We start from the raw sequence: 13,157 nt of genomic DNA, 5'->3' as shown, positions 1-13,157 counted from the left end.
TGCCAAACGGTGTTTTTCAATAAATAAGAGGCATAAAAAAACCGCCAAATTGGCGGTTTTTTCAGAAAAGATGAAGCTTTCTTACTTTTCCGGGTAGTCACGCTTCTGGTGGCCAGTGTAAAGCTGGCGTGGGCGACCGATGCGGTAATCGCTGCTGATCATTTCGTTCCAGTGTGCTATCCAGCCAGGTGTTCGGCCCGTTGCAAAGATAACAGTAAACATCTCGGTTGGGATGCCAATCGCTTTCAGAATAATACCGGAATAGAAGTCTACGTTCGGGTACAGGCCACGTTTGACGAAGTACTCATCTTCGGTAGCAATTTTCTCAAGCTTCATAGCGATCTTCAGCAGAGGATCGTTCTCCATACCCAGCTCAGCCAGTACTTCGTCACACGTTTGTTTCATAACTTTAGCGCGTGGATCGAAGTTCTTGTATACGCGGTGACCAAAACCCATCAGACGGAACGGATCGTTCTTGTCTTTAGCTTTTTCGATAAATTTATCGATGTTGGACTCATCGCCTATTTCGTTAAGCATGTTAAGTACTGCTTCGTTGGCACCGCCGTGAGCTGGGCCCCAAAGTGCAGCGATACCAGAAGCGATACAAGCGAATGGATTTGCACCCGTAGAGCCGGCCAGGCGTACCGTCGAAGTAGACGCGTTTTGCTCATGGTCGGCGTGCAGCAGGAAGATGCGATCCATTGCTTTCGCCAGTACAGGGCTCACTTCTTTATCTTCACATGGGGTATTGAACATCATGTGCAAGAAGTTCTCTGAGTAGCTCAGGTCATTACGCGGGAACATGAACGGCTGGCCAATGCTGTACTTGTAAACCATTGCCGCCAACGTTGGCATTTTAGCGATCAGGCGGTGAGCCGAGATCATGCGGTGTGATTCGTTCGAGATATCGGTTGAATCGTGATAGAAGGCAGAAAGTGCACCAACAACGCCGCACATGATCGCCATTGGGTGGGCATCGCGACGGAAGCCATTAAAGAAGTGGCTGAGTTGCTCATGAACCATGGTGTGGTTCTTAATGGTGCTAACAAAAACTTCTTTTTCTTCTGCGCTAGGCAGTTCTCCGTGGAGTAGCAGGTAGCAGGTTTCCAAATAATCGGACTTTTCTGCCAATTGATCAATTGGATAGCCGCGATGCAGCAGAACACCTTTGCCGCCATCGATAAACGTGATTTTAGACTCGGTGGCAGCGGTAGATACGAAACCTGGGTCATAGGTGAACAGGCCTTTGCCAGTCAGACTACGAACGTCAACGACATCAGGTCCCAGTGTGCCTTCATATACCGGCAGTTCTAGGTTTTCCTCAATGCCATCAACTTTCAATGTTGCTTTTTTGTCAGCCATGCTGGCCTCCTGCTTGTTCAAATTTTAGCCTTTTTCCAAGGGAATCAGGCGTGACCTCAAAATAAAGGGCACAACTATAGGTTCTGAACTTGGTTTGTCAATTACCCAGCGGTCGCGCTACTACTCCAAGAGCGCTCCAGTATAGTTGCTATACCATCGCTGAGTATTATTACCGAGGCGGTTTGTCGCACCTAATGAGTCGTCCGGGTTTGTAAATCGGGTGGGGCGAGACTATAATTTGTCCCAACCTGAAACTTATACAGAACTTGTACAGTGTTCGGGTTGTATTTCTTAAGCCTGTGTTTATGCCGGGATGCCGTCCTGAGCTTAAGCCAAAATGAGAGTGTAGAAGAGCCGTGAATAGCAATAGACCTACAAATCTAGATCTGACCACTATTGAGCTCCCACTTCCTGCCAAAGCCTCTATCCTGCATCGTATTTCGGGAGTCATCCTTTTTGTTGCCGTAGCATTTATGCTGACTGCGCTGGGTGCTTCATTGGAATCTGCTGAAAGCTTCGCTGAACTAAAAGCTGGCTTCGATAATGGTCTGGTTAAATTCATCGCCTGGGGCATTGTGTCCGCATTGGGCTACCACTTGGTAGCAGGTGTCAAGCACCTGTTGATGGATATGGGAATTGGTGAAACCAAAGAAGGCGGTCGTACTGGTGCCATGATTACTTTGGTAGCTGGATTGATCGTAATCGTTCTTGCGGGAGTTTGGGTATGGTAGCAAGTGTCACTAACTTAGGCCGCAGTGGTCTGTACGATTGGGTGGTGCAGCGATTAACTGCTGTCGCACTGGCCCTTTATACTCTGTTTTTGCTGGGCTTTTTAATTGCTTCGCCTGACTTACAGTTTGCACAGTGGGAAGGTCTGTTCGCACAAACCTGGATGAAGGTTTTCTCGCTCGCAGCTCTGATTTCTCTGTGTGGCCACGCCTGGGTAGGTATGTGGACTGTTTCAACTGATTACCTGAAAGCAGCCGGTATTCGTTTTGCTTTCCAGCTGGTGTGTGCAAGCGCGTTGTTTGTGTACCTGGTTTGGGGTATCGACATTCTTTGGGGTGTGTAAGTCATGTCAAAAATTAAGACTATGTCCTTCGATGCCATCGTAATCGGTGGTGGTGGTGCAGGCATGCGTGCTGCACTGCAGTTAACTGAAGCTGGCATTAAGACTGCCTGTGTGACAAAGGTTTTCCCAACCCGTTCTCACACGGTATCAGCGCAAGGTGGTATCACTTGCGCAATCGCTTCTGCTGACCCAAATGATGATTGGCGTTGGCATATGTACGACACGGTAAAAGGTTCTGACTACATCGGGGACCAGGACGCGATTGAGTATATGTGTTCTGTAGGCCCACAGGCTGTATTTGAACTGGAACACATGGGTTTGCCTTTCTCTCGTTTCGAGAACGGTCGTATTTATCAGCGTCCTTTCGGTGGTCAGTCTAAGGGTCCTGATAATCCAACTCAGGCTGCCCGTACCTGCGCTGCTGCTGACCGAACGGGTCACGCTCTGCTTCACGCCTTATATCAGGGTAACTTGAAAGGTGGTACTACGTTCCTCAACGAATGGTACGCCGTAGACTTAGTGAAAAACGCTAAGGGTCAGGTTGCTGGTGTCATCGCGATCGATCTTGAATCGGGTGAAACTGTATACATTAAAGCTAAGGCAACTGTTCTTGCTACCGGCGGTGCTGGTCGGATTTATCAGTCTACTACTAACGCACTTATTAACACTGGTGACGGTGTTGGTATGGCGTTGCGTGCTGGTGTGCCAATGCAGGACATGGAAATGTGGCAATTCCACCCAACCGGTATTGCCGGTGCCGGTGTATTGGTAACTGAAGGTTGTCGTGGTGAGGGTGGCTACCTGATCAACAAAGACGGCGAACGCTTCATGGAGCGTTATGCGCCAAACGCGAAAGATCTTGCTGGTCGAGACGTTGTTGCCCGTTCCATGGTTCTGGAGATTCTCGAAGGTCGTGGCTGTGGCGAAGATGCAGACCATGTATTCCTGAAGTTGGACCACCTCGGCGAAGAAACCCTGAATGCTAAATTGCCAGGTATTCTTGAGCTGTCTCGCACCTTTGCACAGGCAGATCCGGTTAAAGTGCCTATTCCTGTTGTTCCGACGTGTCACTACATGATGGGTGGTGTTCCGACGAATATTGGTGGTCAGGCTCTTACTCAGGACGAAAATGGCAACGACGTTGTTATTGAAGGCCTTTATGCCGCAGGTGAAATCGCTTGTGTATCGGTGCACGGTGCAAACCGTTTGGGTGGTAACTCGCTGCTTGACCTGGTGGTCTTTGGTCGTGCTGTGGGTCTGCAAGTTGAGCAGAGTTTCGCTGAAGGTTTCGATTTTGTCGACCCGACTGACGAAGACATTGAGCGTGCCATGGCTCGTCTGGATCGTCTGAACAATGCTTCTTCCGGTGAGAAAGTAGCGCAGGTTCGTGCTGATTTGCAAAAAACCATGCAGCTGTACTTCGGCGTATTCCGCGAAGGCGACAGCATGGAGAAAGGCTTGGAAATGCTCAATGAGATCGGTGAGCGAGTTAAAAATACTGCTCTTGATGATAAGAGTGGACCGTTTAACACGGCTCGTATCGAAGCTCTGGAGCTGGATAATCTGTTCGAAACAGCTTATGCAACTGCTGTAGCAGCCCTGACTCGTAAGGAGTCCCGTGGCGCTCACGCCCGTAATGACTTTACCGAGCGTGATGATGAGAACTGGTTATGCCACTCTCTGTATTTCCCTGAAACCAAGACAATCGGTAAACGTGACGTCAACTTTGCTCCTAAGACAGTTGCCGCATTCCCACCGAAAGTCCGTACTTATTAATAGGGAGTAGAACCGTGTTAGTTAGTATTTATCGCTACAATCCAGAAAAAGATGAAGCGCCATACATGCAGGATTACGATATTACTGTTCCTGGTAATAAAGACGTAATGATTCTGGATGTGTTGGCTTTGGTGAAAGAGCAGGATCCAACTGTTGCCTACCGTCGTTCTTGTCGTGAAGGTGTGTGTGGTTCTGATGGTATGAGCATCAACGGCAAAAATGGCCTGGCATGTATCACTCCGATCTCCGAAGCGACCAAAGGTAAGATGGATAAGCTGGTGCTGCGTCCTCTGCCTGGTCTGCCGGTTATTCGTGACATGGTCATCGACATGAGCATGTTCTATCAGCAGTTCGAGAAGGTTCAGCCATTCCTTCAGAATGATAAACCAGCTCCTGCTATTGAACGGCTTCAGTCTCCAGAAGAGCGTGAGAAGCTGGACGGCCTGTACGAGTGTATTCTGTGTGCATGTTGCTCTACCGCTTGTCCTTCTTTCTGGTGGAATCCGGATAAATTCATTGGTCCTTCTGGCTTATTGCAGGCTTATCGTTTCCTGGCGGACAGTCGCGATACTAAAACCGAGGAGCGATTGGCAGGATTGAGTGATCCATTCAGCGTTTTTCGTTGCCGTGGGATCATGAATTGTGTCAATGTATGCCCGAAAGGTCTGAACCCTACCAGGGCTATTGGTCACATCCGTAATATGCTGCTGAGCCAGCAGCTGTAAGGCATTACCACAGACCGACCATGTGGTATTAGACGTAAGTTGAGCTGGACATACAGCTCGCTTACGTTAACATTTTTTCAAAAATGGCGCCCAAAAAGCGCTATTTTTAACTAAGCTATATCGTTAGTTGAGGGAACGGGGAATCCCCGATTCAACTCAGAGGCTTCTCAACCATACCCGGTTGGCCCTCCATTTGCCCCTAAAGCGTAATGTCGGTGCGTGCACTCTGTAGATGAACCCCTCGTATTAAATAAAAACAGGGTGGTCGTACAACATGCACGAGCAGACAATGGAGCAACTTTGGAACACCTCGCAGTTGGCAGGTGGCAATGTTGCTTACGTGGAAGAGCTCTTTGAGACGTATCTTCGTGATCCCAATGAAGTGCCAGAAGAGTGGCGCAGCTATTTTGATCAGCTTCCACGAGTCGACGAGAATACTTCCGTCGATACTCCTCACAAGCCCATTCGGGAACAGTTTCTTCTTTTATCAAAAAACCAGAACCGTTCACGCCCCACTTCGCAGGCGGCAGTCAGTTCAGATTTTGAGCGCAAACAGGTTCAGGTACTCCAGTTAATCAATGCTTATCGTGGCCGTGGTCACCAGCACGCAAAATTAGACCCTTTGGGCATAATGGAGCGCGAAGTGGTCCCTGATCTTGATCTGTCTTTTCACGGGTTGTCCCAGGCAGATATGGATACAACGTTTCAGACTGGTTCATTATTTATCGGGCAAGAAGAATCCAGTTTACAAGAAATTGTGGATGCATTAGACGCAACCTACTGCGGTACGGTTGGATCTGAATATATGCACATCGTAAATACTGCGGAGCAACGCTGGTTTCAACAGCGTCTGGAAAGTGTTCGCGCACATCCTAAGTTCGGCGATGAAGTCAAGCTGCACTTACTTGAGCGTCTGACCGCGGGAGAGGGGCTGGAGAAATATCTTGGTTCGCGTTATCCGGGCGTTAAACGTTTTGGTCTTGAAGGCGGTGAAAGTTTAATTCCTCTAATGGACGAGCTGATTCAGCGTTCTGGTACTTACGGTGCTAAAGAAATTGTTATTGGTATGGCGCACCGTGGACGATTGAATACTCTGATCAACACGCTTGGTAAGAAAACTTCCGACCTGTTTGATGAATTCGATGGCAAAGCGCAATTTGAATCACACGGCGACGTTAAGTATCACCAGGGTTTTTCCTCGAATGTGATGACCTCGGGTGGCGAGGTTCACCTGGCGCTGGCATTTAACCCGTCCCATCTGGAGATTGTTTCTCCGGTGGTTGAAGGTTCTGTTCGTGCGCGTCAGGATCGTCGTGATGATGAAACCGGAGAAAAGGTGGTTCCGGTTCTTATTCACGGTGACTCGGCTTTTGCCGGTCAGGGTGTGGTCATGGAGACCTTCCAGCTATCTCAGACACGGGCATACAAAACCGGCGGTACGATACACATCGTGATTAATAATCAGGTCGGGTTCACAACCTCTCGTCGTGATGATAACCGTTCGACTGAATATTGTACGGATGTTGCCAAAATCGTTGAGGCGCCTATTCTGCACGTCAATGGCGATGATCCTGAAGCGGTATTGTTTGTGACTCAGTTGGCGGTCGATTATCGCAATGAGTTCAAAAAAGACATCGTGATTGATTTGGTTTGTTATCGACGTCGTGGTCATAACGAAGCCGATGAGCCGTCTGGCACCCAGCCACTGATGTACTCGATCATCAAGTCGCAAAAAACCACTCGCGATTTGTACGCAACCAAATTGATTGGTGAAGGTGTTCTTGATCAGGCTCAATCGAAGGACCTGGAGGAAGAATACCGTAATGCATTAGACAGTGGCCTGCATGTTGCCAAAAGTCTGGTGAAGGAACCCAATGAAGAACTTTTTGTTGACTGGACTCCATACCTGGGTCACGAGTGGACTGCGAAAGCGGACACCTCGTTTGATCTGAAGCGGCTGCAGGAACTGGCCAATAAACAACTCGAAGTGCCGGACGGCTTTGCTGTTCAGCGTCAGGTCAGCAAAATACTCGAAGATCGACGTAAGATGGCAGCGGGCGCTATGCCAATCAACTGGGGCTTCGCAGAGACTATGGCCTATGCCACTCTGTTGGATGAGGGGCACCAGGTTCGTATGACAGGTCAGGATGTTGGTCGTGGTACCTTCTCGCACCGCCATGCTGTGCTGCATAACCAAAAAGATGGCGAAGCTTACATTCCATTGCGTAACCTCAAAGATGAGCAACCTGCTTTCGATCTTTATGACTCTACCTTGTCGGAAGAAGCGGTATTGGCATTTGAATACGGTTACGCGACAACCACTCCAGGTGCACTGGTTATTTGGGAAGCACAGTTTGGTGACTTCGCTAACGGAGCTCAGGTGGTATTTGACCAGTTTATCTCCTCAGGGGAGCACAAATGGAGTCGCTTATGTGGTTTGACGATGTTGCTCCCTCACGGTTATGAGGGGCAGGGCCCTGAGCATTCGTCTGCTCGCTTGGAGCGCTACCTGCAGCTGTGTGCTGAGCACAATGTTCAAATTTGCGTACCATCGACACCCGCGCAGGTTTATCACATGTTGCGACGCCAGGTAATTCGCCCGCTGCGTAAGCCTTTGGTGGTTATGTCGCCGAAGAGTCTATTACGTCACAAGCTGGCTACCAGTACGCTGGAAGAGCTGGCTGAAGGGCACTTCCAGACGGTGCTGGACGAGATCGATGAGCTGGAACCGGCTAAAGTGCGTCGCGTAGTGATGTGTTCCGGTAAAGTCTATTACGACTTGCTTGAACGACGTCGGGCGGAAGGCATTGAAGATGTCGCTATTGTGCGTATAGAACAGCTGTACCCATTCCCGGCCGATGATCTTGGCGAGGTTCTGAAAAAGTTCACTCAGATGGAAGAAGTTTACTGGGTACAGGAAGAGCCTATGAACATGGGAGCCTGGTACAGCAGTCAGCACCACATGCGCCGCGCAGTTGCGGCAATCGATAATAAATTACACCTCGAATATGCAGGTCGTGACGCTTCGGCTTCACCAGCTGCTGGTTATATGGCGCTCCACCTGGAGCAACAAGAACAATTGATCCGTGACGCATTAGGGCTTCAGGGTTAAACGCAGGAACACTAAGGAAAATATCAATGAGCATCGAAATTAAGGCCCCCACTTTTCCTGAATCTGTAGCCGATGGCACAGTGGCGACCTGGCATAAGAAGCCAGGCGAGGCGATCCAGCGTGATGAATTAATTGTGGATATTGAGACCGATAAGGTCGTTTTGGAAGTATTGGCGCCAGCTGCCGGCTCTCTTAAAAATATTATGAAAGAAGAGGGTGACGTTGTACTGAGTGATGAAGTATTGGCGGTATTTGTTGAAGGTGACGTCGCTGCGGCTGCCCCGACTGCGGAAAAGGCGGTTGAAGAAAGCACCAATGACGGCAATGAAGATGCAATCGCCGGTCCGGCAGCACGCAAGCTGGCTGACGAAAAAGGCATTAGTCTGGCTGACGTTAAAGGCACTGGCAAAGGTGGCCGTGTTACTAAAGAAGACGTACAAAATCACCTGAAAGCAGCGCCAGCTGTAGCACCAACGACTGCTCCAGCACCTGCACCTGCGGCAGCCAAACCTGCACCTGCTAACGCGGGTGCGGTCAGCTTTGATGCCGGTGAGCGAGTGGAAAAACGTGTACCGATGACGCGTCTGCGCGCAACAATTGCACGTCGTCTGGTTGAAGCCCAGCAAAACGCTGCCATGTTAACAACGTACAATGAAGTTAACATGAAGCCGATTATGGAGCTGCGCAACAAGTATAAAGATCAGTTCGCCAAGAAACATGATGTGAAGCTGGGCTTTATGTCATTCTTTGTGAAGGCCGCGACGGAAGCGCTTAAGCGATTCCCTGCGGTTAACGCATCAATTGATGGTAACGACATGGTTTACCACGGTTATCAGGACATTGGCGTTGCTGTTTCTACTGATCGTGGTCTGGTAGTTCCGATTTTACGCGATACTGACGGTATGGGCTTAGCGGAGGTTGAGAGTACTATTGCTGATTTCGGAGCACGCGCCCGAGACGGTAAGTTGGGTATCGATGAAATGCAGGGGGGTACCTTCACGATTTCAAACGGGGGCACCTTCGGCTCTCTGATGTCGACTCCGATTCTGAATCCACCGCAAACCGCCATTATGGGAATGCATAAGATTCAGGAACGTCCGATGGCGGTTAATGGTGAAGTAGTTATCCTACCCATGATGTATCTGGCGCTGTCCTACGACCACCGTATGATTGACGGTAAGGAAGCAGTGCAATTTCTGGTAACCATCAAGGAATTGCTGGAAGATCCGGCTCGCCTGTTGTTAGACATTTAATCGGATAGTTTAAGGAAATTTTCGAATGAGCAAGAAATTTGATGTTGTCGTTATCGGTGGTGGTCCTGCCGGTTATGTGGCTGCTATCCGCTGTGGCCAGTTGGGTCTGGAAACCGCATGTATCGACAAGTGGATTAATAAAGAAGGCAAGGCTGTCTTTGGTGGTACTTGTTTGAATGTGGGTTGTATTCCGTCTAAAGCGTTACTGGATACCTCTCATAAATACGAAGAAGCAAAAGAAAAGTTCTCTTTGCATGGCATCAGCACGGGTGATGTGAGTATTAACATTGCCGATATGCTGAAGCGTAAAGATCAGATCGTAAAGAATCTGACCATGGGCGTTGCTACTTTATTCAAAGCGAATGGTGTTACGCCCTTAGAGGGTACCGGCAAAGTTATGGCCGGTAAAAAAGTTGAGTTTACCAATCATGCTGGTGCAACTGAGACCATTGATGCAGACAACATCATCATTGCCACTGGTTCTGTGCCTGTCGATATCCCGCCTGCACCCAAGACAGACGATATTATCGTCGATTCCACAGGTGCACTGGAATTCTCTGAAGTGCCGAAACGTCTGGGTGTGATCGGTGCAGGTGTCATTGGTCTCGAGTTGGGCAGTGTTTGGGGCCGTTTAGGAGCCGAAGTAGTGGTCCTTGAGGCTCAGGATAACTTCTTGCACCTGGTCGATCAGACAGTGGCTAAAGAAGCTAAGAAACTGTTTACCAAGCAGGGTATGGATATCCGTGTCGGTGCTCGTGTGACGGGGTCCGAGGTTAAGGGCGAAGAAGTCACGGTAACCTATCAGGACAGCGAAGGTGAAAAATCTGAGACCTTCGATAAACTTATCGTTGCGGTCGGTCGTCGTCCATACACCGAAGGCCTGCTGGCTGGCGACAGCGGTGTAAATATGGATGAACGTGGCTTCATTTTTGTGAATGAGCACTGTGCAACTGATGCACCCGGAGTCTACGCGGTTGGTGATGTTGTTCGTGGTCCGATGTTGGCACACAAAGCTTCTGAAGAAGGTGTTATGGTGGCTGAGCGTATTGCCGGTCACAAGGCTCAGCTTAATTATGATGTCATCCCTTCGGTGATCTACACTCACCCTGAAATCGCCTGGACTGGTAAGACAGAAGATGAATTGAAAGCTGACGGCGAAGCTTACAACGTAGGTATGTTCCCGTTTGCTGCCAATGGGCGTGCTATGGCCGCAGCAGATACTGACGGTTTTGTAAAAATCGTTGCGGATGCAGAGACTGATCGTATTCTTGGCGCTAGCGTAATCGGCCCTAACGCCGGTGATCTGGTGCAGCAAATTGTGGTGGCAATGGAGTTCGGGTCTACCGCAGAAGATGTCGGCATGATGGTGTTCTCGCACCCAAGCATCTCAGAAGCCGTGCATGAAGCTGCTTTGGCAGTTAACAATGCTGCGATTCACAAAGCGAATCGCAGACCTAAGAAGAAATAATGTAATGGCCCGGAATTCCGGGCCTTGCTTTATGGCTGAATGACGCTGAGCTTAAGCAGGCATTACCGACACAATCGGATATTCAGTTAACAGTAGCTGCTGGGAAATCCCCGGCATATATAAAAACAGGACGAAAGCGATGAACCTTCACGAATATCAGGGTAAACAGCTTTTTGCGCAGTACGGTTTGCCGGTGTCGAAAGGCGTGGCAGCTAAGACTGCGGAAGAAGCTGTAGCGGCAGCTGACGAGATCGGCGGGGAAAAATGGGTTGTTAAAGCCCAGGTGCATGCCGGAGGCCGCGGTAAAGCGGGCGGTGTTAAGCTGGTTTCTTCACGCGAAGAAATTAAGGCGTTTGCGGAAAACTGGTTAGGCAAAAATCTGGTTACTTATCAGACTGATGAAAACGGCCAGCCTGTTAGTCGTATTCTGGTAGAAAGCCTCACTGATATCGCTGATGAGCTGTATCTGGGTGCGGTTGTTGATCGTGCAACGCGCCGCGTAGTTTTCATGGCATCGACTGAAGGTGGCGTGGAGATTGAAAAAGTTGCGGAAGAAACGCCAGAGAAGATCCTCAAGGCTGAAATCGATCCATTGACCGGTGCGCAGCCTTATCAGGGGCGTGAGCTGGCTTTCAAGCTGGGTTTAACCGGTGATCAGGTCAAGCAGTTTACCAAGATCTTCATGGGACTGGCGCAACTGTTCCAGGACAAAGACTTGGCCCTGATCGAGATCAACCCGCTGGTGATCAAAGAAGACGGTGATCTGCACTGTCTGGACGCTAAACTGGGCGTTGATGGTAACTCTCTGTACCGTCAGAAAGAAGTAGCAGCGATGAACGATCCTTCTCAGGAAGATGCTCGTGAAGCCGAAGCTGCTGAGTGGGACCTGAACTACGTAGCGCTTGATGGCAACATCGGCTGCATGGTTAACGGTGCTGGTCTGGCGATGGGTACGATGGATATCGTTGCTCTGCACGGCGGTTTCCCGGCTAACTTCCTGGACGTTGGTGGCGGTGCAACCAAAGAGCGTGTTGCTCATGCCTTTAAACTGATCCTGTCTGACGAAAAAGTGAAGTGTGTTCTGGTGAACATCTTCGGCGGTATTGTACGTTGTGACATGATCGCAGAAGGTATTATCGGCGCGGTTAAAGAAGTCGGTGTGAACGTTCCTGTGGTAGTTCGCCTGGAAGGTACTAACGCTGATCTGGGTAAGCAGGTTCTGTCTGAATCTGGTCTGGATATCATCGCAGCAACAAGTTTGACTGACGCTGCTGAGCAAGCAGTTAAGGCAGCGGGGAACTAATAATGTCCGTTTTAATCAATAAAAACACCAAAGTTATTTGCCAGGGGTTCACTGGCGGTCAGGGTACTTTCCACTCTGAGCAAGCAATTGCATACGGTACTCAAATGGTTGGCGGTGTTACGCCAGGCAAAGGTGGTACCGAGCACCTGGGTTTACCTGTATTCAATACCGTTGCTGAAGCCGTTGAAGCCACTGGCGCAGACGCTTCCGTAATCTACGTACCTGCACCTTTCTGTAAAGACTCTATCCTTGAGGCTGCGAATGCTGGTATCAAGCTGATCGTATGCATCACTGAGCATATCCCGGTTCTGGATATGCTGGAATGTAAAGTGAAATGTGATGAGCTGGGTGTTCGTCTGATTGGTCCTAACTGTCCGGGTGTCATTACTCCGGGAGAATGTAAGATCGGTATCATGCCTGGTCATATTCACCTGCCAGGCAAAGTGGGTATTGTTTCCCGTTCCGGTACTCTGACGTACGAGGCGGTTAAGCAAACGACCGATTATGGTTTTGGCCAGTCTACGTGTGTAGGCATCGGCGGTGACCCGATCCCGGGTTCTAACTTTATCGATATTCTGGAGCTGTTCCAGAACGATCCGCAAACTGAAGCAATCGTTATGATTGGTGAGATTGGTGGTACTGCTGAAGAAGAAGCAGCAGCTTTCATCAAAGCGAATGTCACCAAGCCTGTAGTATCATACATTGCCGGCGTTACTGCGCCGAAAGGCAAGCGTATGGGTCATGCGGGTGCAATCATCTCAGGTGGTAAAGGCACGGCAGATGAGAAGTTTGCTGCCCTGGAAGATGCCGGTGTTAAAACCGTACGATCTTTAGCGCAAATCGGTGATGCGTTAAAAGAAGTCACCGGCTGGTAACTTCTTAGCTGCCGAGAAAGCGCATCACCGCTGTTCGGTTGCTGATGAAATCCTCGCCTGAGTCGGTGGGGATTTTTTATGCCTGCTGCACCGGAGTAACTCACTTGGGCTGGAGTGCTCAAGGTGGTCATAAATCGTGGGCATTAGTAATAAACGTACCTCAGCTAAATGCTGAGGCTCTTGTGTGATCTGATGCGTAGCGTCGGTGGGG

10 protein-coding genes are annotated in these 13,157 nt (G+C 49.5%); 9 read left to right on the top strand and 1 reads right to left on the bottom strand.

The window, feature by feature from the left end:
- Positions 1–81: 81 nt before the first annotated feature.
- The gene (gene gltA / locus MK185_06060; protein MCH2040180.1) at positions 82–1,362 is read right to left on the bottom strand and encodes a citrate synthase; all 1,281 of its coding nucleotides are present in this window, start codon (positions 1,360–1,362) and stop codon (positions 82–84) included.
- Positions 1,363–1,718: 356 nt separating this feature from the next.
- Between gltA and sdhC the strand changes: the two genes are divergently transcribed.
- The 9 genes from sdhC to sucD all read left to right on the top strand — a co-directional run bounded on the left by sdhC (position 1,719) and on the right by sucD (position 12,946).
- The gene (gene sdhC, locus MK185_06055; protein MCH2040179.1) at positions 1,719–2,093 is read left to right on the top strand and encodes a succinate dehydrogenase, cytochrome b556 subunit; all 375 of its coding nucleotides are present in this window, start codon (positions 1,719–1,721) and stop codon (positions 2,091–2,093) included.
- Positions 2,087–2,434, top strand: a complete 348-nt coding sequence (sdhD, locus tag MK185_06050; protein ID MCH2040178.1) for a succinate dehydrogenase, hydrophobic membrane anchor protein — start codon at positions 2,087–2,089, stop codon at positions 2,432–2,434. The genes sdhC and sdhD overlap by 7 nt, the downstream gene beginning before the upstream one ends.
- 3 nt (positions 2,435–2,437) lie before the next feature.
- Positions 2,438–4,210 (top strand): succinate dehydrogenase flavoprotein subunit, encoded by a 1,773-nt coding sequence (gene sdhA, locus MK185_06045; protein MCH2040177.1) that lies wholly within the window; start codon positions 2,438–2,440, stop codon positions 4,208–4,210.
- A gap of 14 nt (positions 4,211–4,224) precedes the next feature.
- Positions 4,225–4,935 carry a succinate dehydrogenase iron-sulfur subunit gene (locus tag MK185_06040; GenBank protein ID MCH2040176.1) on the top strand — a complete coding sequence of 237 codons (711 nt, stop codon included), beginning with the start codon at positions 4,225–4,227 and terminating at the stop codon, positions 4,933–4,935.
- Positions 4,936–5,209: 274 nt separating this feature from the next.
- Positions 5,210–8,047, top strand: a complete 2,838-nt coding sequence (locus tag MK185_06035; protein ID MCH2040175.1) for a 2-oxoglutarate dehydrogenase E1 component — start codon at positions 5,210–5,212, stop codon at positions 8,045–8,047.
- 26 nt (positions 8,048–8,073) lie between these two features.
- Positions 8,074–9,300, top strand: a complete 1,227-nt coding sequence (odhB, locus tag MK185_06030) for a 2-oxoglutarate dehydrogenase complex dihydrolipoyllysine-residue succinyltransferase (protein ID MCH2040174.1) — start codon at positions 8,074–8,076, stop codon at positions 9,298–9,300.
- Positions 9,301–9,325: 25 nt separating this feature from the next.
- Positions 9,326–10,768 (top strand): dihydrolipoyl dehydrogenase, encoded by a 1,443-nt coding sequence (gene lpdA, locus MK185_06025; GenBank protein ID MCH2040173.1) that lies wholly within the window; start codon positions 9,326–9,328, stop codon positions 10,766–10,768.
- A 139-nt stretch (positions 10,769–10,907) separates the two neighbouring features.
- Positions 10,908–12,071 (top strand): ADP-forming succinate--CoA ligase subunit beta, encoded by a 1,164-nt coding sequence (gene sucC, locus MK185_06020; GenBank protein MCH2040172.1) that lies wholly within the window; start codon positions 10,908–10,910, stop codon positions 12,069–12,071.
- A 2-nt stretch (positions 12,072–12,073) separates the two neighbouring features.
- Positions 12,074–12,946 carry a succinate--CoA ligase subunit alpha gene (gene sucD, locus MK185_06015; protein ID MCH2040171.1) on the top strand — a complete coding sequence of 291 codons (873 nt, stop codon included), beginning with the start codon at positions 12,074–12,076 and terminating at the stop codon, positions 12,944–12,946.
- Positions 12,947–13,157: the final 211 nt, after the last annotated feature.

It is taken from the genome of Saccharospirillaceae bacterium (assembly GCA_022448365.1).
Classification (GTDB): Bacteria; Pseudomonadota; Gammaproteobacteria; order Pseudomonadales; family Oceanobacteraceae; genus Bacterioplanoides.
Note: the sequence above shows the minus strand (reverse complement) of the source record. Positions and strands in the feature narration are given on the sequence as shown.